General features: G+C 49.9%; 19 protein-coding genes and 1 tRNA gene. 17 read left to right on the top strand and 3 right to left on the bottom strand.

Going from position 1 to position 21,809, the window contains the following annotated elements:
- Positions 1-45 precede the first annotated feature (45 nt).
- The gene (locus BRW83_RS10820; protein ID WP_005879424.1) at positions 46-1,581 is read right to left on the bottom strand and encodes a TolC family outer membrane protein; all 1,536 of its coding nucleotides are present in this window, start codon (positions 1,579-1,581) and stop codon (positions 46-48) included.
- A gap of 290 nt (positions 1,582-1,871) precedes the next feature.
- Between BRW83_RS10820 and BRW83_RS10815 the strand changes: the two genes are divergently transcribed.
- The 15 genes from BRW83_RS10815 to BRW83_RS10745 all read left to right on the top strand — a co-directional run bounded on the left by BRW83_RS10815 (position 1,872) and on the right by BRW83_RS10745 (position 15,134).
- A tRNA-Val gene (locus tag BRW83_RS10815) sits at positions 1,872-1,948 on the top strand.
- A 430-nt stretch (positions 1,949-2,378) separates the two neighbouring features.
- Positions 2,379-4,286: a threonine--tRNA ligase gene (thrS, locus tag BRW83_RS10810; protein ID WP_005879425.1), complete on the top strand. Its 1,908-nt coding sequence runs from the start codon at positions 2,379-2,381 to the stop codon at positions 4,284-4,286.
- The gene (infC, locus tag BRW83_RS10805) at positions 4,283-4,852 is read left to right on the top strand and encodes a translation initiation factor IF-3 (RefSeq protein ID WP_391561036.1); all 570 of its coding nucleotides are present in this window, start codon (positions 4,283-4,285) and stop codon (positions 4,850-4,852) included. Before thrS ends, infC begins: the two co-directional genes overlap by 4 nt.
- 148 nt (positions 4,853-5,000) lie before the next feature.
- Entirely contained in the window at positions 5,001-5,198 is a 198-nt protein-coding gene (rpmI, locus tag BRW83_RS10800) for a 50S ribosomal protein L35 (RefSeq protein ID WP_036602470.1), read from the top strand.
- A 29-nt stretch (positions 5,199-5,227) separates the two neighbouring features.
- Positions 5,228-5,587 carry a 50S ribosomal protein L20 gene (gene rplT / locus BRW83_RS10795; RefSeq protein ID WP_005879428.1) on the top strand — a complete coding sequence of 120 codons (360 nt, stop codon included), beginning with the start codon at positions 5,228-5,230 and terminating at the stop codon, positions 5,585-5,587.
- Positions 5,588-5,689: 102 nt separating this feature from the next.
- Positions 5,690-6,706, top strand: a complete 1,017-nt coding sequence (pheS, locus tag BRW83_RS10790) for a phenylalanine--tRNA ligase subunit alpha (RefSeq protein ID WP_005879429.1) — start codon at positions 5,690-5,692, stop codon at positions 6,704-6,706.
- A gap of 54 nt (positions 6,707-6,760) precedes the next feature.
- Positions 6,761-9,190, top strand: coding sequence for a phenylalanine--tRNA ligase subunit beta (pheT, locus tag BRW83_RS10785; RefSeq protein ID WP_005879430.1), 2,430 nt, complete (start codon positions 6,761-6,763; stop codon positions 9,188-9,190).
- Positions 9,191-9,254: 64 nt separating this feature from the next.
- The gene (locus BRW83_RS10780) at positions 9,255-9,608 is read left to right on the top strand and encodes an integration host factor subunit alpha (RefSeq protein ID WP_081442211.1); all 354 of its coding nucleotides are present in this window, start codon (positions 9,255-9,257) and stop codon (positions 9,606-9,608) included.
- A gap of 11 nt (positions 9,609-9,619) precedes the next feature.
- Complete coding sequence (locus tag BRW83_RS10775) at positions 9,620-10,027, top strand: MerR family transcriptional regulator (protein ID WP_005879434.1); 408 nt, start codon at positions 9,620-9,622, stop codon at positions 10,025-10,027.
- Between the two features lie 78 nt (positions 10,028-10,105).
- On the top strand, positions 10,106-10,843 hold the full coding sequence (gene surE / locus BRW83_RS10770) for a 5'/3'-nucleotidase SurE (protein ID WP_005879435.1): 738 nt from the start codon (positions 10,106-10,108) through the stop codon (positions 10,841-10,843).
- Entirely contained in the window at positions 10,840-11,682 is an 843-nt protein-coding gene (locus BRW83_RS10765; RefSeq protein WP_005879436.1) for a protein-L-isoaspartate(D-aspartate) O-methyltransferase, read from the top strand. Before surE ends, BRW83_RS10765 begins: the two co-directional genes overlap by 4 nt.
- Before the next feature lie 36 nt (positions 11,683-11,718).
- Positions 11,719-12,522 (top strand): peptidoglycan DD-metalloendopeptidase family protein, encoded by an 804-nt coding sequence (locus BRW83_RS10760; protein ID WP_005879437.1) that lies wholly within the window; start codon positions 11,719-11,721, stop codon positions 12,520-12,522.
- Between the two features lie 72 nt (positions 12,523-12,594).
- Positions 12,595-13,950, top strand: coding sequence for a 23S rRNA (uracil(1939)-C(5))-methyltransferase RlmD (gene rlmD, locus BRW83_RS10755; RefSeq protein WP_036602474.1), 1,356 nt, complete (start codon positions 12,595-12,597; stop codon positions 13,948-13,950).
- Between the two features lie 121 nt (positions 13,951-14,071).
- A complete protein-coding gene (gene msrB / locus BRW83_RS10750) occupies positions 14,072-14,497 on the top strand; it encodes a peptide-methionine (R)-S-oxide reductase MsrB (RefSeq protein ID WP_005879439.1) in 426 nt (141 codons plus the stop codon).
- A gap of 10 nt (positions 14,498-14,507) precedes the next feature.
- Positions 14,508-15,134 (top strand): septation protein A, encoded by a 627-nt coding sequence (locus tag BRW83_RS10745; protein ID WP_005879440.1) that lies wholly within the window; start codon positions 14,508-14,510, stop codon positions 15,132-15,134.
- 45 nt (positions 15,135-15,179) lie between these two features.
- On the opposite strand, the gene BRW83_RS10740 is transcribed toward BRW83_RS10745, so the two are convergent.
- Positions 15,180-16,004 (bottom strand): enoyl-CoA hydratase/isomerase family protein, encoded by an 825-nt coding sequence (locus tag BRW83_RS10740; protein ID WP_005879441.1) that lies wholly within the window; start codon positions 16,002-16,004, stop codon positions 15,180-15,182.
- A gap of 10 nt (positions 16,005-16,014) precedes the next feature.
- Positions 16,015-18,867 carry a phosphoenolpyruvate carboxylase gene (ppc, locus tag BRW83_RS10735; RefSeq protein WP_231284451.1) on the bottom strand — a complete coding sequence of 951 codons (2,853 nt, stop codon included), beginning with the start codon at positions 18,865-18,867 and terminating at the stop codon, positions 16,015-16,017.
- A gap of 620 nt (positions 18,868-19,487) precedes the next feature.
- Here ppc and BRW83_RS10730 point away from each other — a divergent pair.
- On the top strand, positions 19,488-20,576 hold the full coding sequence (locus BRW83_RS10730) for a uroporphyrinogen-III C-methyltransferase (RefSeq protein WP_005879444.1): 1,089 nt from the start codon (positions 19,488-19,490) through the stop codon (positions 20,574-20,576).
- 1 nt (position 20,577) lies between these two features.
- Positions 20,578-21,783, top strand: coding sequence for a heme biosynthesis HemY N-terminal domain-containing protein (locus tag BRW83_RS10725; RefSeq protein ID WP_005879445.1), 1,206 nt, complete (start codon positions 20,578-20,580; stop codon positions 21,781-21,783).
- Positions 21,784-21,809 lie beyond the last annotated feature (26 nt).

Here is a 21,809-nt window from a genome sequence, read left to right as displayed (position 1 = left end):
CGGCAGCGATCGGGACCGTGCCGGGTATTGTCAAAAGGATGGAAACTATTTTTTGTCGGGATTTGCCGTCAAGTCAGGCTGTGGTTTCAGAACGGGTTCTTTATCCAGCGAAGATTTCTCTTCAACCGGTTTTGCCGTTTCAGGTTTTATTACCGGATCAGCTTCAAGTTCAGGTTGTGCCGGTTCTTCCTGCATGAGGGCAGCCTGTTTCTTTTCCTCTTTCTTGTAGTCGCTGCGAGTCCATGGATTGCTGTGTTCGACCCGTCTGGCTGGATCGCTTTCAACCAGTGGTTTGACGTTTAAGGAGGCGAGCAATGTGCCCATGTCGGCCATCAGGCGATAGCGTGCAAACAATTCCATGTACTGCCCGTTAACGTATTCGACAGTCGATGTGTAATATTCGTTTTCGGTATCGAGCAAATCGACCAGAGTACGCTGGCCGATACTGAACTGCTTGGTGTAAGCATCCCGGGTAGCCAGGCTTGATTCGGCATGTTGCAAGAGGCTTGGCAGGCGTTCATGGGCGGAAACGAAGGTGTTCCACGACAGGCTCGTGCTTTGGTCGAGCTGCATCATCGTACGTTTCATGATTTCCATTGCCTGATATGAAAGCTGTTTTGTTTCACCGAGGCGTGCATAATCCGCTCCACCGCGCAAAATATTCCAGTTCATGCGGATCATGGCATATTTAGAATCGTTCGGGCCTTCAACCCCGCCGGAATCGTCCGTGTAATTCATGCCGGCCTGCAAGTCGAAACGTGGGCCGAATGCTGATTTTGCCGCATTATATTGGGCGTTTGCAGCCTCGATATCGGCTTTGGACTGTTTCAGGAGTGGATTGTTCTCGCGTGCTTTTACAAGTGCGTCTTCCAGATTTTTCGGCATGATTTCGTCTGTCGGGCCATCCGGCTGGATCAGCTCGTCAGGATGCTTGCCGGTAAAACGCTGGTAATTGATTTCCGCATCGCGCAAGTTGGCTTCGGCGGAAACCAGATTCGATTTGGCCAGGGCCAGACGGGCTTCTGCCTGATCGACGTCGGACTGGCGACCGATACCGCTGGTGGCACGCAGGGAAATCTGGTCGTAGGTTTTCTGGTGGTTCTGCAGGTTTTCCTGGGTCAGGCGGACATTTTCACGCAAACGCAGGACATCCAGATAGGATTCCACCACTTTCAACGCGATTTGCTCGGCCGTGCCGGATACTTTATAAGCCGAGGACTGCATGCGCGCCCGGTTTCTGGCGACTTCGTTTGCCGTTGCAAAACTGTCGAAAAGCATTTGTGACAGGGTGACCGATTTCTCACGACGTGTCAGGCTGTCGCTCCACTGATAGGCTGTGTTGCTGTTTTTGGCCTTTTCCTTGCCGATACCCCAGCCGAGATCAACTTTTGGCATATATCCGCTATAAGCACCCAAAAGCGCCTCATCGACCGAGCGTCTCTGCCTTGCCTCTATTGCCACATCGGGGTTGTTGCGCAGCGTGTAATCGACAGCGGCAGTTAACGTCGTCTGGGCATTTGCCAATCCGGACAACGTCAGAAATGCACTGCTGATTGCAAGGGAAAGAAGTTTGAATTTCATAAAGGTGCCTCACCGTGAATCGGATCTTGTTTAATTATTATTACATGTACATTTGGGGAAATCATGAAAAGCCGGGTTCAGTTTATTAAACTCTTTATGAGATACAAATGCATCAAATTTATTAATTGAATGAAACTTTTTCTCTTTTTACAACGCTCGCGTAAACAGAAAGTGCAATTAATGTTGATAGTTTACTAAGATTCTTCAATGTTGTCCTGACGCAACGCGATGATCATAAGAATGACAGGTATTGCCAAAATTTATTTTGTCCTGCTATAATTTCAATCTTTAGGCGCGTAGCTCAGCTGGTTAGAGCACTACCTTGACATGGTAGGGGTCGTTGGTTCGAGTCCAATCGTGCCTACCAACATCTTTTCGGGTTAATCCCCGTCTGTCTGGTTCCGGTTTTTCCCCTTTTTGTTTGACGGGATTTTTCTGGAATCATTCATATCCCAAAAAGGGATTTTCTTCTGGCATTATCAATCAAACCCCTTCTTTTTTGAAGCGGTTTTTTTATTTTGTCGGTTTTTCAGCTCATGAAATCCCTTTTATGTGAATATTGGCTCATCCGCCCGGGTTTCGGTTGGCTTTAACATGGCTTTGTGTGAAATTCGTTCTGTGCTAAAGTTACTCAAATGATGATTATTCAATGGCAAAAATTTCATTTTTCTTCCGCTTGTGCCGGTTTTTTATGCCAGTGAATGTCTGAAAAGCGCGGCCGGCCCGCGTTTTTTTGTTGCGTTTTAATTTTATATGACGGTTAGCGCCGTCTTTTTGTGCTGGTTTTTGGAGACAACATGATTTCAGTTCGGCTTCCCGACGGTTCTGCACGCGAATTCAATGAACCGGTAACCGTTTCACAGGTAGCGGCCTCTATCGGCAGCGGTCTTGCCAAAGCGGCTATCGCAGGAAAAGTAAACGGCAAACTGGTTGATACTTCCTATATGATCGATAACGATGTCGAGCTGTCTATCGTGACGGATCGGGATCCTGAAGGCGTCGATATTCTGCGACATTCAACCGCTCACTTGCTGGCTTATGCAGTCAAGCAATTATTCCCGGATGCACAGGTAACGATCGGGCCTGTGATCGACAATGGCTTTTATTACGATTTTTCCTACAAACGTCCATTCACGCCGGAAGATTTGCAGGCCATTGAAAAGAAAATGACCGAGCTGGCTCGCAAAAATGAGGAAGTGACCCGGAAAGTGTTGCCTCGTGACGAAGCGGTCGCCTATTTCAAGTCGATCGGTGAAGACTATAAGGCCGAAATCATCGAATCCATTCCGCAGAATGAAGATGTCTCCCTTTATACCAGTGGTGGCTTTACCGACTTGTGCCGTGGCCCTCACGTACCGGCCAATGGCAAGCTGAAGGTTTTCAAGTTGATGCGTCTGGCAGGTGCATACTGGCGCGGCAATTCGGATAATGAAATGCTGCAGCGCATTTACGGAACGGCATGGGCCAAAAAAGAAGATCAGGACGCCTATCTTCATATGCTTGAAGAGGCTGAGAAACGCGATCATCGCCGTCTGGGGCGTTCGCTGGACCTGTTCCATTTCCAGGATGAAGCGCCGGGCCTGATTTTCTGGCATGCAAAAGGCTGGACGATCTGGCAACAGGTCGAACAGTACATGCGTCGCGTCTATCAGGAAAATGGCTATCAGGAAGTCAAGGGGCCGCAGATTCTGGATCGTTCCCTGTGGGAAAAATCCGGCCATTGGGACAACTATAAGGAAAATATGTTCACGACCGAATCGGAAAACCGCATTTATGCGTTAAAACCGATGAACTGTCCGGGACATGTCCAGATTTATCGTTCCAATCTGCACTCCTATCGTGAATTGCCGTTGCGTTATGGCGAATTCGGCCAATGCCATCGTAACGAGCCATCCGGCTCGTTGCATGGCATGATGCGCGTTCGCGGATTCACTCAAGATGATGGGCATATCTTCTGTACCGAAGACCAGATTCTGGACGAATGCGTCGCTTTCACCGATTTGTTGAAAAAAGTTTATCAGGACTTCGGCTTTACAGACATCATTTACAAGATCGCAACCCGGCCGGAAAAACGGGTAGGTTCCGACGAAGCGTGGGACAAGGCTGAAAACGCATTGATCCAGTCGCTGGAACGTTCCGGCTGTTCATATGAACTGTCGCCGGGCGATGGTGCCTTCTATGGTCCAAAAATCGAATACACCCTGAAAGACGCCATTGGACGGATGTGGCAGTGCGGTACGATCCAGGTTGATTTTTCCATGCCGATGAGACTGGGTGCCGAGTATGTCGCCGAAGACAACACCCGCAAGATTCCCGTCATGATCCATCGCGCCATTTTGGGTTCGCTGGAACGCTTTATCGGTATTCTGATCGAAAACCATGCCGGAGCGATGCCTTTGTGGCTGGCACCTGTTCACGCAACCGTTTTGAATATCTCGGACTCACAGGCCGAATATGCGCAAAGTGTTGTTCAAACGATGAAAAAAGCAGGTTTCAGGGCTGAAGTGGATTTGCGAAACGAAAAAATTACCTATAAAATACGCGATCATTCTGTAAACAAGGTTCCTTATTTGATCGTTGTCGGCGATAAGGAAAAAAATGCAAACACAGTTGCCGTTCGTGCACGTGGAGGCGTCGATCTGGGCGTCATGACGGTTGAAGAACTGATGGCTCGTATGGAAAACGAAATCCAGTCGAAACAATAAGTTCAGAAAGCAAACGGTATAACTTTTTTAAGCGGGGAATCAAGATAGCTACTGATAAGTCACATCGCCTGAACGGGGAGATTTCGGCTCAGGAAGTACGCCTTGTCGGCGTTGACAATGAGCCGATTGGTATTGTCAGCCTTCAGGAAGCTTTCAAGCTGGCGGAAGAAGCGGACGTCGATCTGGTCGAGATCGCGCCCAATGCACATCCGCCCGTCTGTCGTCTCATGGATTACGGCAAATTCAAATATGCCGAACAGAAAAAAGCCCATGAAGCGAAGCTGAAACAGAAGGTTGTTTCGGTCAAGGAAATCAAATTCCGCCCCGGAACGGACGAAGGGGACTATAATATCAAATTACGCAATTTGATAAAGTTCCTCGAAGATGGTGACAAATGCAAGGTCACCCTGCGTTTCCGTGGACGTGAAATGGCTCATCAGGATATCGGATTCCGTATGCTCGAACGTCTGAAACAGGATCTGGATGACGTCGGACAGGTAGAGCAGTTTCCTAAAATGGAAGGTCGCCAGATGGTAATGGTTCTGGCGCCGAAGAAAAAGAAATAGAATCTTTTTCGTCGTTTTTCAAACGGCGGATAGAGCGCAGCGGCATTTGCCGTTGTAAAACAAGTGAGAACAGGCATTCAAGTGCAGCGAGTGTTGCCACCTGTGATCATATTAAAAAGAGGAACTGTCTGAAAAGACAGGAGTAAACATGCCAAAAATGAAAACCAAAAGCAGCGCGAAAAAACGTTTTCGCGTTCGTCCAGGTGGAACCGTCAAATGTGGACAGGCTTTCAAACGCCACATCCTGACCAAGAAAACCACTAAAGCCAAACGCCAGTTGCGTGGTGCGACTAATGTCAATGCGAGCGATGTATCGTCCGTATTGCGCATGATGCCTAGCGCCTGATCCATTAACACGAATAACAAGGAAAGAACATGTCCAGAGTAAAACGTGGGGTCACCGCACGGGCCCGTCATAAAAAAATTCTTGCTGAAGCAAAAGGCTTTCGTGGCCGTCGCAGCTCGGTTTTTCGTGTAGCCAAAGAAGCCGTCATGAAGGCAGGTCAATATGCCTATCGTGACCGTCGTAACAAAAAACGCGTATTCCGCGCTCTGTGGATTACCCGTATCAACGCTGCTACCCGTGAACTGGGTATGTCTTACAGCGTATTCATGAATGGCCTGAAAAAAGCCTCCATCGAACTGGACCGCAAGGTTCTGGCCGATATGGCTGTAGCAGACAAACCTGCTTTCGCTGCTATCGTCAATCAGGTTAAGGCTGCTATCGCGGCCTGATCGTGTTGCAGCTTGCATAGATAAAAGCGGGGCAAGGCCTGAACTTGCCCCGCTTTTTTATTTTTACTTTTAATTTTCTGTTGTCTGACAGGAACGTACAGCATGGACTCGTTAGAACAGTTGGTTCTTCTGGCAAAACAAGATTTTAAAGACGCACCGGATGCGGTTGCGCTTGAAAATGCCAAAGCCAGATATCTCGGCAAAACCGGATTGATTACCGAACAAATGAAGACGCTTGGCAAGATGGCGCCTGAACTGCGCAAGGCGCAGGGCGCGGTCATTAATAATGCCAAGGGCCAGATTGAAGGGTCGTTAAATGCCCGTCGTGAAGAACTTGCCAACGAAAAAATGCAGGTACGTTTGAATGCCGAAGCCATTGACGTGACCCTTCCGGGAAGAGGAAGAGGCAAGGGCGGCATTCATCCCGTTATGAGAACATGGGAAAGAATCGAACGGATTTTCGGTTCGATCGGTTTTGACGTGGCCGACGGCCCGGAAATCGAAACGGACTGGACCAATTTCACGGCATTGAACAGCCCGGAAAACCATCCGGCGCGTTCCATGCAGGATACGTTTTATATTGAAGGCAACGATACCGAAGGCAAGCCTTTATTGCTGCGCACGCATACCAGTCCGATGCAGGTGCGTTATGCCCGTTCCCACGAATTGCCTGTCAAGGTTATTGCACCGGGACGCACGTATCGCGTCGATAGCGATGCGACCCATTCCCCGATGTTCCATCAGGTCGAAGGCCTGTGGATCGACAAGAACATCAGTTTTGCCGACCTGAAAGGCGTGTATCTGAATTTTGTCCGCGCCTTCTTTGAAACCGACAATCTTCAGGTACGTTTCCGCCCGTCGTATTTCCCGTTTACCGAACCGTCTGCCGAAATCGATATCGCATTCGGCAGTGGCCCCTTAAAAGGCAGATGGCTGGAAGTGTCCGGTTCAGGACAGGTCCATCCGAATGTTTTGCGGAATATGGGTATCGATCCGAACGAGTACATCGGATTCGCTTTCGGTTCCGGTCTCGAACGCCTGACCATGCTGCGTTATGGCATTAACGACCTGAGACTGTTTTACGAAGGCGATTTGCGCTTTTTGAAACAATTCAATTAAGCATGTGCTGTTGAAAAAATAACTGTTACCGTTTTTTGTGATTGAAAGCTGATTATGCAATTTTCTGAAAACTGGCTCCGGACACTGGTTAACCCGGATTTGACGACGGATGAATTGTCTCATCTGATGACCATGTCAGGTCTTGAAGTCGAAGGTATCACACCTGCCGCACGTCCTTTCTCGAAAATCGTCGTTGCAAAAGTGCTGGAAGTTGCAAAGCATCCCAATGCGGATCGTCTCTCTGTCTGTCAGGTCGATGCCGGTACCGGAACGATCCTGAACATTGTCTGTGGTGCTCCGAATGTCCGTCCCGGCATGATGACGGGCTGCGCCCTGATTGGTGCGGAACTGCCCACCGAAGAAGAAGGCAAGGCCTTTACGATCAAAAAAGGAAAATTGCGCGGTGTTGAGTCAAACGGTATGTTGTGTTCGTTGCGTGAACTCCAGTTGTCCGAAGACCATTCCGGCATTATGGACTTGCCTGAAAATGCGCCATTGGGAATGGATTTGCGTGATTATCTCCAGCTGGAAGATTCCATTTTCGACATCAAGCTGACGCCGAACAAGGCCGATTGCCTGTCTTTGCTTGGCGTGGCACGTGAAATTTCCGCGCTGACGGGCGCCAAATTGAACCGGCCCGTTTCCGAGCCGGCCAAAGTCACGTCAAACGACAAATTGCCGGTCAAGGTTGAGGCGCCGGATTTGTGCGGTCGTTTTTCCGGCAGGGTGATCAAGGGGATCAACGCGAATGCGCCGACTCCCGAATGGATGAAGCAGCGTCTGGAACGCAGTGGACAGCGCTCCATTTCGGCCATCGTCGACATTTCCAACTATGTCATGCTCGAAGGCGGCCAGCCGAACCACATTTACGATCTCGACAAGATTGACGGGGGATTGACCATTCGCTGGGGAAAAAAAGGTGAAAAGGTCAAGTTGTTGAATGACATGACCGTCGAAGTGGACGAGTGGGTCGGTATCATTGCGGACAACACGGCCGTTGAATTCCTGGGCGGCATCATGGGGGGCGACAGAACATCCGTTTCCTCCGATACCAGAAATATTTACATTGAAGTGGCTTTCTGGTGGCCTGATGCCATCCGTGGTCGCGCCAGACGGTACAATTTCTCGACCGACGCGTCACACCGTTTCGAACGCGGCGTCGATTTCAATGCGACTGTCACGGCTCTTGAACGGATTACAGCGCTGGTACTGGAAATCTGCGGTGTCGAAGGTGAAACGACCGTCGGGCCTGTCGATGACCAGATCCTCAGTTTGCCGAAACGCGATCCGGTTGTCTTGCGTCGCGAGAAAGCGGAAAAAGTCATTGGCATTCCTCTCTCAACAGAGCAGATCGCCGACATTTTCACGCGTTTGGGTCTGTCTTTTGTCCAGAACGGCGAAGACTTCACCGTTACGCCTCCATCGTATCGTTTCGACATTGAAATCGAGGAAGACCTGATTGAGGAAATCGCCCGCGTTTACGGTTTTGAAAACATTCCAGCTCTGCCGCCGGTCGCATCCAATGTCATGCGTATCAAACCGGAAAATATGCGGTCGCTTTTTTCGATCCGCCAGCAAATGGCCGATCTCGATTATCAGGAAGTGGTCAATTACAGTTTTGTTGAAGAAGAATGGGAAAAAGATTTTGCCGCCAATGACAATCCGATTCGTCTGTTGAACCCGATTGCCAGCCAGATGAGCGTCATGCGTTCGACGATGATCGGCAATCTGGTCGCCAATGTCCGTTTCAATCTCAACCGGAAATTTTCCAGAATCCGCCTTTTCGAAATCGGCGGTGTGTTCCTGCGCAACGATAAAGTGGAAAACGGCCCGCTCTCCGTGGCTGGTTATGAACAACCCAAGCGGCTTGCCGCTATCGCTTATGGTCTGGTCGATGAAGAACAGTGGGGACAGGAAGACAGACAGGTCGATTTCTTTGACGTGAAAGCCGATCTGGAAGCCATGTTTGCGCCGAAAGAGGTACGCTTTTCCAAGGCAAGCCATCCTGCATTCCACCCGGGAAGATGTGCCGCTCTCGAAGTGGATGGGCAAAAAGTGGGCATTCTTGGCGAATTGCATCCGTCGTGGCAGCACAAGTACGATTTGCCGCATGCTCCGGTACTGTTCGAAGTGGACATCTCCGCCTTGCAAACGGTCGATGTGCCGGTCTATACGGAGATTTCCCGGTTCCAGCCGGTCATACGCGATATCGCGCTGGTAGTCGATTCATCAATGCCGGTGCAAGAAATCATTGACAGATTCTACAAGGAAAAAGATAATAACCCCCTGTGTAACATCATGCAAGCCATTGTTTTGTTTGATGATTATCGTGGAAAAGGTTTGGATGCCAATGAAAAAAGTCTTGCATTCAGGATTACCTTGCAAGATATCAATGGAACGCTGCAGGATGAAGTCGTGGAAACTGCCGTCAATGCGCTCGTTTCCGCTGTTGAAAAAGACCTGGGCGCCAGATTGCGTGCCTGAGTCGAATAGCTTACAGGTTTGAACAAGAATGAAATACCCCACCGATTCGCATGGCGCTGAAAACATGGGACTGGATTATTTAGATAAAAAAACGATGCCCGATTCCGACAAAAACACTTCGACTTTAACAAAAGCGGAACTGACTGAATTATTATATGAACAAGTCGGTTTGAACAAACGCGAAGCCAAGGAAATGGTCGAAACCTTCTTTGAAGAAATTTGCGGTGCTCTGGAACGGGGCGAGGCTGTTAAATTATCCGGTTTCGGCAATTTCCAGTTGCGCGACAAGCCGCAGCGTCCCGGGAGAAATCCGAGGACCGGTGAAGAAATTCCGATTACAGCGAGGCGCGTAGTGACTTTTCATGCCAGCCAGAAGCTGAAATCGATGGTTGAATCAGCGGAAAAATTTGACAAGTAATTACATTTTCCATGAACGAACGAGTCCACAAGCCTGAAACGGTTGCATTGCCTCCCATACCTGCCAAACGTTACTTTACGATTGGCGAGGTGAGTGAGCTGTGTGGAGTCAAACCTCATGTGCTTCGATACTGGGAGCAGGAATTTACCCAGTTAAAACCGGTTAAACGCAGGGGTAACAGACGTTATTACCAGCATCATGAAGTGTTGCTGATAAGACGGATAAGGGAGCTGCTTTACGATCAGGGTTTTACGATCAGTGGCGCACGTAACAAGTTGAATGAACGTGAAGGCAGAACGGCACCTGTCGAGGTTCTTCCCGAAGAAAGTTTCATGGCGCCTCCATCGGTGGACGTCGAAGCCATTCGTTCCGAATTAAATGATATTTTGCAATTGCTGACTCTGCCGAAAAAAGAATAATCGTAGTTCCCTGGCAGGATGAACATATCGGGTTTTATATGTTCAACATTCATTAATCGATCAGGAAAGAGCGGTTTGATGCGGATATTAATCAGTAACGATGACGGTTATCTGGCGCCCGGGATCAATGCGCTTGCAAAGGCCCTTTCACCCATTGCGGAAATCGCTGTCGTCGCACCAGACAGCAATCGCTCGGGCGCTTCCAATTCCCTGACTCTCGAACGTCCCATTTCCGTCTATCAGGGCCGAAACGGTTTCACCTATACGACGGGTACCCCTTCCGACTGTGTTCATATTGCCATCACCGGTGTGTTGCCCTGGCGTCCCGATCTGGTCGTCACGGGTATCAATCATGGCCAGAATGCCGGTGAAGATACCATTTATTCGGGGACAGTCGCCGGTGCGATGGAAGGGTATCTCTTCGACATTCCGGCAATCGCTTTTTCACAGGTCGAGAAGGGATGGGCCGAGCTGGACAGCGCTGCGGAAATGGCACGGGAAATTGTAGTGAAGGTATATGAAAAGTTGCCGAAGCCGTTTCTTCTGAACGTGAACATTCCCAACAGGCCTTATTCTGAACTGAAAAAAATCTGTGCGACACGCCTGGGACGGCGACATGAATCTGAAGCGGTCATCCGGGAAAAAGACCCGTTCGACCGGGAAATCTTCTGGATCGGGCCGACAGGGCCGGTTCGGGATGCAAGTGAGGGAACCGATTTTCATGCCATCAATCAGGGGCATGTGTCTGTCACCCCGCTTCAGCTGGATTGGACGCATACCGATATATTGACTGATTTGACGAAAATACTCGCATGAACAAGAAAACGAAAACCTTCCCTTTGCCACTGTCTTCCGTGGTGGGACGATCTTCGTTTGACAAAACAAGGCCCTCGCCAGCCGATAAGAAAAATTACGTTTCAACCCAGACAGCCATGCAAAACAAGGTGGCACATTCGGGTTTGAAAGATCCGGTTAAAAAACAGACCCAGTTGCTTCAGGTTGGCTGGAACGAATCGAACATCACACGATCGGCCCGTTCAATGGTCGAGCGACTGGCGCAATCCGGAATAAAGGATAAGGTCGTATTGCAGGCCATGCAACAGATTCCGCGCCATCTGTTCCTTGAATCGGGACTTTGGGGACAGGCGTATGCCGACATTGCCTTGCCGATAGGTTCGCACCAGACCATCTCGAAACCCTCGACTGTCGCCAAAATGATTGAAGCGCTCCGTACCGGTATGGGAACGCAACCCTTGAACAGGATTCTGGAAATCGGAACCGGTTGTGGCTATCAGGCGGCAATCCTCGCCAAACTGGGAGAAGAGGTTTATTCTATCGAGAGAATCAAGGCATTGCATGAGCTGGCACGGAGAAATCTCAGGCCCATGAGAATCGCCAATTTGCGTTTGCAATATGGCGATGGCATGAAAGGACTGCCGCAGGCTGCGCCGTTTGATGGCATAATCCTTGCCGCGGCAGGTTTGCAAGTGCCGGATGCCCTGCTGGATCAACTGGCCATAGGCGGACGTCTGATCGCTCCCGTGGGAGATGAAAAACAAAAGCTGCAATTGATAAAAAGAGTAGCCGAACGTGAGTGGGAAAGCGTTATACTAGATGATTGTTATTTCGTCCCGCTTCAACAGGGTACGGTTTGAGGAATTTCAGAAGTCGACAGATATTGGAACAGGTAAATGAAGAAGATTGTTTATCCATTATTGCTAGTCAGTTGTGCAGGTCTGTTTGCCTGCAGCAGCCCCCAGAAAACGGCACCGATCAGTGACCGTTCAAGTATCACTACTTCAAATCCCTATCAGCCAATTGACAGGAATACGATACGTTATACCGTCAAGCGCGGCGATACCCTGTCGCAAATCGCCCGACGTTCAGGTCATAGCGTTCACGATCTGGCTGGCTGGAACAATCTTGCCAACGTGAATGCGCTGGAAGTCGGGCAGGTCTTGCGTGTACAGCCACCTGAAGGGGCTGCTGCGACGACGGCTGTTGCTTCTTCTTCTGCTGTTCAGGTCCGTTCGATCGATGAAGCCAAAAAGGAATCCGGCAAGAAAACTGTGACCCAATCCAGCGCTGCTCCTGCTGCCGTTGCTGCAAACGGGAGTGCAAAAGAAGTGTCCGGCATTGTCTGGAGCTGGCCGACGCAAGGAAATGTGATAACTCCATACCAACCCGGAAAAAACCGGGGTATCGATATTTCCGGAACAAAAGGACAGAAAGTGGTTGCCGCTGCGGATGGCACTGTCTTGCACAGAGGCAACATGAACGGTTATGGCAATCTGGTCATTATCAAGCATAGCGATGGAGTCCTGTCGGCGTATGCCCATAATGACAAGATTCTGGTCAAGGAAAAACAACTGGTGAAACGGGGCCAGCAGATTGCCGAAATGGGCAATACCGATAGCGACAAGGTCAAGTTGCATTTCGAAATCCGCTATCAGGGCAAACCGGTCGATCCGATGAAATATCTGCCTGAACATTAATTCCAGCCATATTTAATTCCCGAATAACGCATATTGTCTCAATGTGCGTTATTTGTTTGTCAAACTAGGTTTATGCCAATCAATACTATTCAAATCAAATCCCTGGATGCCGAAGGGCGCGGAGTGGGGCATTTGTCCAATGAAGACGGGACACCCGGAAAAGTCGTTTTTGTTGAAGGTGCCTTGCCTGGCGAAGTGGTGCATTTCGAAACAGTCAAGAAAAAAAGCAAATGGGAACTGGCTAAAATGATTTCCCTTTTCAGGGAATCGCCGGTTCGGGCCAAACCCAAATGTCCGCATTTCAGTGTATGTGGCGGTTGCTCCATGCAGCATGTCGAGCCATCGGCGCAGGTTGCGATGAAACAGCGTGTACTGGAAGACAATCTCTGGCATATCGGCCGTGTCAGGCCGGAACGAATGCTGCGCCCCATTTATGGACCTTACTGGGGATATCGTTTCCGCGCGCGCCTGTCCGTCAATTACGTGCCAAAAAAGGGGGGCATTCTCGTCGGTTTCAGGGAAAGGCAATCACGCTATGTCGTCGACATGAAAGAGTGTCATGTCCTGCCGCGCCATATTTCCGATATGCTGGTGCCTCTGCGGCAGTTGATCGAATCGCTCTCCATCATGCGTGAGGTTCCGCAGATTGAAGTAGCGATCGGAAGCGATGGTGATCAGCTGATTACGGCCTTGTTGTTGCGTATCATGGCGCCTTTGACAGCAGACGATGAAAGCAAACTGAAACGTTTTGCCGATGAATATAAAGTTCAATGGTGGCTCCAGACAAAAGGACCCGATACGATTGCCCTTTTTTACCCTGAAAAAAATGCGCTGAAATATGTCCTGCCTGAATTCAGCGTCGAGATGCCTTTCAAGCCGAACGATTTCACGCAGGTCAATCATCACATCAATCAGGTTCTGGTTTCCCGTGCCTTGCGCCTGCTGGATATTGGCGAAGACGAACGGATAGCCGACCTGTTTTGCGGGCTGGGCAATTTTTCCCTGCCGATAGCCAGACAGGCAAAAGAAGTTGTCGGTATCGAAGGAAGCGACATCCTGACCCAACGTGCAGAGGAAAACGCTGTACTGAACGGTCTGGAAGACAAAACGAAATTTGCATGCAGCAATCTGTTCGAGATGACGGCAGAAAACTGGGTTGCACTGGGAAAATTCGATCGTATCCTGATCGATCCGCCCCGGGATGGCGCTGCGGCAGTCTGCCAGGCCATTGCCAATCTGGATGAAAAACATGCACAGTTCAAGCCGAAACGGATCGTTTACGTTTCGTGCAATCCGTCGACGCTGGCACGGGATGCCGGCATTCTCGTTACGGAGGGCGGTTACAAACTCGATATGGCCGGTGTCATCAATATGTTTCCGCATACCTCCCATGTCGAATCGATGGCGGTCTTCGAACTCATTCGTTAAAATGGGGTATTCTTGTCAGGACTGAACTCACTTTTATTTAACAAATCTGATAGCTGAAACTTTTTGAACAAGTAATCTGTCATTTCCATTGAAAGAGTTCAATATCCTGCAAGGAGCGATTATGAGCAAACCCAGAGTTCAAAAGACGGATGCCGAATGGAGAGCGCAGCTTTCCCCTGTGGCGTATGCCGTGACCCGACAGGCAGCGACGGAACCGCCCTTTACCGGCGAGTACTGGAACCATGACGAGACCGGTGTTTATACGTGCGTCAATTGTGGAACGCCCCTGTTCATTTCCGATACGAAATTCGACGCCGGTTGTGGCTGGCCAAGTTTTTTTGCACCGATCGACCCTGAAAATGTAAGGGAAAAGGTCGATGTCTCGCTGGGCATGGTGCGTACCGAAATTATCTGTGCCATTTGTGATGCCCATCTGGGCCATGTGTTTGACGACGGCCCACCCCCAACGGGGCTGCGTTATTGTATTAATTCTGCCGCTTTGCGGTTCGACCCGCTACCGAAGAAGGCAGAATCTTCTGACAAGTGATAAGTAAAAAATGAAATTTCTTTTCGATCTGTTTCCCGTCATCCTTTTTTTCGGTTCTTTTTCATGGGCAAAAAGCCATATCGCAACAGCGCAAGCCATTGCGGATAAATACCTGTCCATGTTCGTTGCGGGAAACAGCATTCCCGAATCGTCAGTGCCTATCCTGCTGGCAACGGCGCTGGCGATTGTCGCAAGTGTTTTACAGATTGTTTACCTGCTTGCCAGAAGACGGAAAATCGAGGCGACCCTTTGGGTTTCCCTGATTGTCATCACTGTTTTTGGCGGCGCGACGATTTATTTCGGAAGTGAGGAATTCATCAAGTGGAAGCCGACGGTTTTATACTGGCTGTTTGGTGCGGCCCTTTTGATCGCCTCTTTGGCATTCAGGAAAAACCTTATCCGAAGCATGATGGAAAAAAAGGTCCAGCTGCCCGATCCGGTCTGGAAAAAACTGAATGTGGCATGGATCGTTTTTTTCGCCTTCATGGGCGTTTTGAACCTGTATGTGGCGTTTTGGGGTGGTTATGAAACGGCGACATGGGTCAGCTTCAAACTGTTCGGCGGGATGGGGCTGATGTTCCTTTTCGTAATCGGCCAAAGCATTTATCTGTCCAGACATCTCAAGGATGCCCGATAAACGGATTTGAGATAATGAAAAGGCGTGAATGGTGTCACGCCTTTTTTATTTTCCCCTGAAGTCCGGATGTTTCTGTTTCAGGAAAGCCAGACAGCCTGTCTGGAAATCTTCCGTATCGAAACAGTCAAAACATTCGTCGTTTTCATCGTGAGTCACATGAGGAAAACGAAACAGTTTCCGGATGAATTTTTTGTGCCAGCGTGCCGCAAGAGGCGCTCCCGAAACAATTCGGCGTACCGTGTCGTTGACGGATTCTTCAAGCTCGCTGTCAGGTACGACACGGGTTACGAGACGTCTTTCTTTCGCTTCCCTTGCATCGAAAATACGGCCTTCCAGCAATATTTCCATAAGCACGTCTTTTCCGGCCAGTGCAATCAATGGTTCAAGTTCCGGATAGGCCATGACGAGACCCAGATTTTTGACCGGCGCACCGAAACGGGACGATTCATTGCAAATCCGGAAATCACAGGTCGATGCGATTTCCAGACCGGCGCCGACACAAATGCCTTCGATAGAAGCGACGAGGGGAATGGGACAGTTTTGAAACGCGATGAGCGTGTCGTGCATTACTTTCCCATAGTCGCGTGCCTGTTCCTTATTCGACCGTACTTTTGTAAATTCGTGAATATCGCAACCGGATGAAAATGCCTTTCCGCCTGTTCCCCTGATGACAATGCAACGCAGGGAATCGTCAGCAGACAATTCAAGAATGGATTGATGAAGCTTTTGCCACATTTGTGCCGTAATGGCGTTGAGGCGTTCGGGGTTGTTCAGCACGACAGTGGCAATAAATTCCCCCTCACGCTCGAAATAAACCGGCTCCCGACCGTTCTGAAACGATGGGGAGCCGCTTGTGACAGTGTCGGTCATGACGACGGTATCAGCCTGTATTGCGCATGCCGGCGGCAATACCGTTGATCGAGAGGTGAATGCCACGGGTGGCGCGGGCATCCAGATTTTCCGGATTGTTTCCCGGATTACGGTGTCGCTTGATCAGTTCGACCTGCAAGTGGTTCAGCGGATCGATATAGGCCAGCCGGTCTTTCAATGCCCGGGCCAGAGCAGGGTTGTTCACCAGACGTTCTTTTTCGTTTGTGATGATTTCGAAACTGTTCAGGGTCCGCTGATGTTCTGCGCAAATATGCGAGAAGACGGTATCGCGCAAATTCCTGTCCGTCACCAGTTCGGAATAACGATAAGCGATCGCCAGATCGGACTTGGCCAGAACCATGTCCATATTCGAGAGCATGGATTCGAAGAAAGGCCATTCCCTGTACATCGATTGCAAAAGGGCAATTTTTTTGTTTTTGACGCTGGCGTCTTCTTCATCCAGCCACTGGGTGATTGCGGAGCCAAAACCATACCAGCCCGGAAGCAGCACACGGCATTGTCCCCATGAGAAACTCCATGGAATCGCCCTCAGGTCTTCAATACGGCGCGAAGACTTGCGCGATGCCGGACGCGAACCGATGTTCAGTTCGGCGATTTCCGTAATCGGAGTCGACTGGAAGAAATAATCCGTGAATCCCGGGGTATCGTAAACCAGATGGCGATAAGCCTGGTAGGCCAGTGCCGAAATTTCTTCAAGAGCCGACTCGAAGTCGCGCATCTTGTCGGTATATTTCTTGTTTTCGTCTTCCGGCATCAGGCTGGCTTCCAGTGTAGCGGCAACGAGCAGCTCCAGATTGCGGCTGCCGATTTCCGGGTCCGCGAATTTGGATGCGATCATTTCACCCTGTTCGGTCAGGCGGATCTGGCCATTAACAGTCCCGTGCGGTTGTGCAAGAATGGCTTCATAAGTCGGGCCACCTCCGCGGCCGACGGTACCCCCACGTCCGTGGAACAGGCGAAGTCGCACACCCATCTGGTTGAACAGTTCGACCAGTTGTTTTTCCGCCTTGTACAATTCCCAGTTCGACGTCGTGTAACCCCCATCCTTGTTCGAATCGGAATAACCGAGCATGACTTCCTGCAAATCGCCCTGTTTTCTGATCAGCTCCCTGACAAGAGGAATGCTCATGGTTTCTTTCATGATGGCCGCTGCCGAACGCAAGTCTGGAATCATTTCAAACAGGGGAATGGCCATGAGATCCGCTTCGGCTTCATTCCAGTCTAAAACGGTATTGGAACCGGTTTTGCGTTTCGGACGGAGCAGTCCGGATTCTTTTTGAAGCAGATACACTTCCAGAATGTCCGAAACCGTTTCTGTATGGGAAATAATGTAGTTCGTAATGGCCCGCTTGCCATACTGTTCCCTTATATTACGGGCAGTACGCAGGATTCTGAGTTCAGACGTCGTTTCTTCGGAATACTGTGCGAACGGGGAATAAAGCAGACGCGGCTGACTGAGTTCATGGATCAGCAATTCCACTTTTTTCTCTTCTGAAAGGCTCGCGTAATCCGGTTCGACCTGTGCGGTGGCAAAAATTTCCGTCAGGATGCGTTCGTGTATATCCGAACTCTGGCGCATATCGAGCGTTGCCAGATGGAAACCGAAGATATCGACTGCGGCTTTAAGAGAGCCAAGCCGGATTCTGACAAGGAGTTCCCCGGCATTCTGATTTAAGGAATCGATCATGATCTGGAGATCGGCGCCGAATTCTTCCGGTGTCGCATAGGCTTCGCCGGTTCCGACTTCGCTGCGGGGAAGGGTGGTCATGCCATAGTCACGGGCAGTTGCCGCCAGACGCGAATAAATGGCGATCAGGGCACGGCGGTACGGCTCATCGACACGATGCAGGGATGTGTCCGATGAGGTGTTTGCCAGTTCCTGCAATTCAGGACTGACATGATTCAACAGCGATGAGATGGAAAGCTCTGCACCGAGGTTATGGATTTCTTCCAGATAGAATTCCATGACCAGGTGGGATTGCCGCTCAAGTGCATGAAGCATCGTGTCGGCGTTGACGTTCGGGTTGCCGTCGCGGTCACCCCCGATCCAGCTGCCCATTTGCAGGTATTTGCTTTTTGATCCCGGAGCGGCAATACCGTCGGCACTTTCCGGGTAGCGCTCGCTGATTTCTTCCTGAATCGAATGATACAGTTCAGGCAATTCCCTCAAAAATGTCGTCCGGTAGTAGGACAGTGCATTATTGATTTCATCGGCAACGGATAAACGGGTATAACGCAACAGACGGGTTTGCCAGAGGGCGGCAATTTGCGCGCGGAGCATTTCCGTATTGTGTTTGCTTTCCTTTGGCGTCAGGCTGCTACCGTGTTCAGCCAGCAAACGGGCGATTTCACGTTCGCTGTCCAGCGTGCTTTTACGCTGGACTTCGGTCGGATGGGCGGTCAGGACAGGGGAAATGAACGTTTTGTTCAGGGATTTTTTGATGGCTGCGCCGGGAACGCCTGCCGCATCAAGCCGGTCCAGTGCGTAATTCAGGCTGCCTTTTTCCGGTGCCGCACCGGAAATGAGGGCTGATCGATAGGCCAGATTGGCGTGCTTGTCAACGGCGATATTGGCCAGATGCGAAAAATAGGAAAATGCGCGAACCACTGAAATGGCCTGATTCCGGGACAGATTTTTCAACAGGTTGTTCAAGGTATCTGCCGAGCAGATATTGGGGTCGCGCCTGAAACTGACGGCTGTCCGGCGGACTTTTTCAACCAGATTGAAGGTATCTTCACCTTCTTTTTCGCGAATGGTGTCACCGAGCATGCGCCCGAGCATACGAATGTCTTCTTTTTCGGGCGCTTCTGTCTGTGATTTGGATGGAGTGTTCGTGCTCATTTCCTGATGCTGATCTGCCATAGTGATAATAAGGTCAGGTAAGTCAAAATAACCGGTCATGGGTAATGACGGCTTTCGAAAAAACGGTGTTATTCAGTTTCGTGTCAAAAAACATACTGAAAGGAGGAGCAGGCGGTTCTGACAGCCGATCGGTATCGGTGTGGAAACCGGCAACTCCTGTCGTTTTACAATAAAAAACGCGACACTACAGGATAAAGCGGTGTTTCATCATGGGAAAAGATGAAAATACAGGCTTTTCACTGTGACCGGGCAAATAAAGAAGTATACCTTTTTTCGTATCATATCCCACCTTTCCTGATCGATTTTTGCATAAAAAATTGTCAATTTCTTCAATTTGAACCCGTATCTGGAGCATGACTCATTCAATGAAACTTGCCCGTAAAACAAAAAGTTTCCACAAACAGGCTGCCACGCGGCGGTTCATGTCGTGAATTCCCAACAATGCCATACCGTCACATAGAGCAAGGAGCATCTTTTTTTGCCCTTTGCAATTGAAAACGTTTTCATCGAAACCGGAAGATGTTTTTGTCTCTCATATGGGCATAAAAAGGAGGATTCAGAGGCTATAATGTCCTTCGGGAATAATAAAATGATCGAATATGTCCTCACCTGACTCACCATCTGAAACCGTTTCTACCGGAAAAGCCGAAACGCTTTCCAGGATGCAGCAGCGTTTGCGCTGGCTGACCTGGGGACTGACGGTGCTCGTCGTCCTGTTTGTTGCCCATTTGGTTTATTCGCATATCGAAATCGGGGGACTGCGTGCGGAAATTGCGAAGCGTCTGCAGTCAGGTGACGATGTGAGCATGGAAGCGAAAACCATCGCCAAAACCACGCAGGACATGATGGTCGACATTCAGGCAAAAGTGGTCGCGCTGGAAAACAGACAGGCAGAAACCCAGAACCAGCAGGTATCGCTTTCCCAGATGTATCAGGACCTCTCGAAAAGCAGGGACGACTGGTCTCTGGCCGAAATCGAACAGGTTTTGTCGACGGCCAATCAACAGCTTCAACTTTCGAAAAACATAGACGGAGCACTGGTCGCCTTGCAAAATGCCGACAGGACGCTTGCCCATTCCAATAAACCCCAGTTCATTGCCATCAGAGGTGCCATCGCAAGGGATATCGGACGTTTGCGTGCGGTTCCGAACGTCGATACAGCTGGCATGGCGTTGAAACTGGACAGTATCATCAGCGAAATCAGCCGGTTGCCCTTGATGGCAGGAGAAAAACCGCTGCCGGATCATGACAGAGACGCTTCTTCGCGCATGAAAAAAGAGCTTGAATTTTCACTCTCGCCTTCGGACTGGGCGCATTCCAGTGCCGTTTTATGGAATGACTGGATTGACGACATGCGCGGGGAAATCCATTCACTGGTCAGGGTACAGGAAGTGGATGCGCCGGATGCGTTGATTCTATCGCCTTCGCAAGCTTATTATCTGAGAGAAAACCTGAAATTGCGTCTGCTCTCGGCGCGGCTTTCCCTGCTTTCGCATTCACCGAATTCTTTCAAAAACGATATCAATGCCGCGCTGGACTTGCTCGACCGCTATTTCGATACATCGGCAGATTCGGTGAAACCGGTCAGGACGACGTTGAGAAATTTGGAATCGAGTGATTTGTCCGTGGACATTCCCAGTCTGTCGGATAGCTTGAACGCCGTTCAGAATCATCGAATGAAGAACTGATATGCGAATCTTTCTGTGGATACTCGGACTTTTTGCCACAGCAGTTGGACTGGCTGTACTGGTGCGTTTCAATGCCGGAAACGTCGTTTTTTTCTGGCCGCCATACCGGGTCGATATCTCGCTCAACTTTTTCCTCTTGCTGCTGGTCCTGCTGATCATTTTGCTGTTTCTGGTTTTCAAGGCCATTCATATGGCTTTGCGTTTGCCATCCCGGATTTCACAGATACGTGAACAAAAAAAAGAGCAGGAAAGCAATCAGGCTTTGCGCCAATCCCTGAAGGCTCTTTTTGAAGGGCGTTTCGTACAGGCCCAGAAAGCGGCGGAAAAGGCGTGGGAGTGGGAAAAGAACAGGGGATACGCCGCCCTGATAGGAGCGAGGGCGTCGCAAGCGGTACAGCAATACGACAAGCGTGACGAATACCTGAAAAGTATTGAGGATAATGAGGATTACGATACGGCATGTCTTGTGACGAAGGCCGAGTTGTATATCGACGAGCATCAGCCTCACAAGGCGCTGGATGTCATAAGTGATCTCAATGCAAATGGCACGCGACATATCCACGTCCAGCGTTTGTCCCTCAAGGCAAACCAGCAGATCGGGAACTGGAAAGAAGTGCTACGCCTCGTCCAGTCTCTGGACAAGCATCACTCCATCCGGGCGGTTTTGTCGGAAAAACTGAAAGAGGCGGCTTATGTCAATCTCTTCGATACAGCAGCGCCGGATGCGGAGTCGGTTGCGCTTGTTTGGCAGGATGTTCCTGAACAAGAGCGTGAAAAACCGGCTGTGGCAATCAGTGCCGCTAAAGCGTTTTATCATTGCATGCTACCGAAAAAGAGTGAAGAGATACTGTACCGTGTGCTGGACAAATTCTGGGACGACCGGCTGGTAAATGCGTTTGTCGAATTCGCTGAAAGCAGGGAACCGGATGATTTAACGGTTCAGGCAGGGCATTGTGAACGATGGCTTGAAAAATATGGACGGCAGCCGCAGCTTTTGCTGGCGCTAGGCGTATTGGCTTCGCGCCAGAAACAGTTTGACAAGTCAGCCAGCTGTTTTGAAGAAGCCATTTCTCTCACTTCCGACCGGAAACTCTTGTATCAGGCTCATCTTTTGCTGGCGCAATTACATGACAGGCTGGGACACGAAGAAAAAGCAGTCCGGCATTACCGTGAGGCGTCGATCAGCCGCCAGATTCTCAAAGCCTGATTTTCCGGATGTCTCTTTTGTTTTCG

This window comes from Oxalobacter formigenes, from assembly GCF_002127965.1.
In the GTDB taxonomy this organism is placed as follows: Bacteria; Pseudomonadota; Gammaproteobacteria; order Burkholderiales; family Burkholderiaceae_D; genus Oxalobacter; species Oxalobacter formigenes.
This window is presented reverse-complemented; position numbering and strand designations above follow the sequence as displayed.

Bases quoted from the DNA above. Each gene is read 5' to 3' on its own strand.
- BRW83_RS10820 (WP_005879424.1), bottom strand. From the start codon at position 1,581: ATGAAATTCAAACTTCTTTCCCTTGCAATCAGCAGTGCATTTCTGACG.
- thrS (WP_005879425.1), top strand. From the start codon at position 2,379: ATGATTTCAGTTCGGCTTCCCGACGGTTCTGCACGCGAATTCAATGAA.
- rpmI (WP_036602470.1), top strand. From the start codon at position 5,001: ATGCCAAAAATGAAAACCAAAAGCAGCGCGAAAAAACGTTTTCGCGTT.
- rplT (WP_005879428.1), top strand. From the start codon at position 5,228: ATGTCCAGAGTAAAACGTGGGGTCACCGCACGGGCCCGTCATAAAAAA.
- pheS (WP_005879429.1), top strand. From the start codon at position 5,690: ATGGACTCGTTAGAACAGTTGGTTCTTCTGGCAAAACAAGATTTTAAA.
- pheT (WP_005879430.1), top strand. From the start codon at position 6,761: ATGCAATTTTCTGAAAACTGGCTCCGGACACTGGTTAACCCGGATTTG.
- BRW83_RS10780 (WP_081442211.1), top strand. From the start codon at position 9,255: ATGGGACTGGATTATTTAGATAAAAAAACGATGCCCGATTCCGACAAA.
- BRW83_RS10775 (WP_005879434.1), top strand. From the start codon at position 9,620: ATGAACGAACGAGTCCACAAGCCTGAAACGGTTGCATTGCCTCCCATA.
- surE (WP_005879435.1), top strand. From the start codon at position 10,106: ATGCGGATATTAATCAGTAACGATGACGGTTATCTGGCGCCCGGGATC.
- BRW83_RS10765 (WP_005879436.1), top strand. From the start codon at position 10,840: ATGAACAAGAAAACGAAAACCTTCCCTTTGCCACTGTCTTCCGTGGTG.
- BRW83_RS10760 (WP_005879437.1), top strand. From the start codon at position 11,719: ATGAAGAAGATTGTTTATCCATTATTGCTAGTCAGTTGTGCAGGTCTG.
- rlmD (WP_036602474.1), top strand. From the start codon at position 12,595: ATGCCAATCAATACTATTCAAATCAAATCCCTGGATGCCGAAGGGCGC.
- msrB (WP_005879439.1), top strand. From the start codon at position 14,072: ATGAGCAAACCCAGAGTTCAAAAGACGGATGCCGAATGGAGAGCGCAG.
- BRW83_RS10745 (WP_005879440.1), top strand. From the start codon at position 14,508: ATGAAATTTCTTTTCGATCTGTTTCCCGTCATCCTTTTTTTCGGTTCT.
- BRW83_RS10740 (WP_005879441.1), bottom strand. From the start codon at position 16,004: ATGACCGACACTGTCACAAGCGGCTCCCCATCGTTTCAGAACGGTCGG.
- ppc (WP_231284451.1), bottom strand. From the start codon at position 18,867: ATGAGCACGAACACTCCATCCAAATCACAGACAGAAGCGCCCGAAAAA.
- BRW83_RS10730 (WP_005879444.1), top strand. From the start codon at position 19,488: ATGTCCTCACCTGACTCACCATCTGAAACCGTTTCTACCGGAAAAGCC.
- BRW83_RS10725 (WP_005879445.1), top strand. From the start codon at position 20,578: ATGCGAATCTTTCTGTGGATACTCGGACTTTTTGCCACAGCAGTTGGA.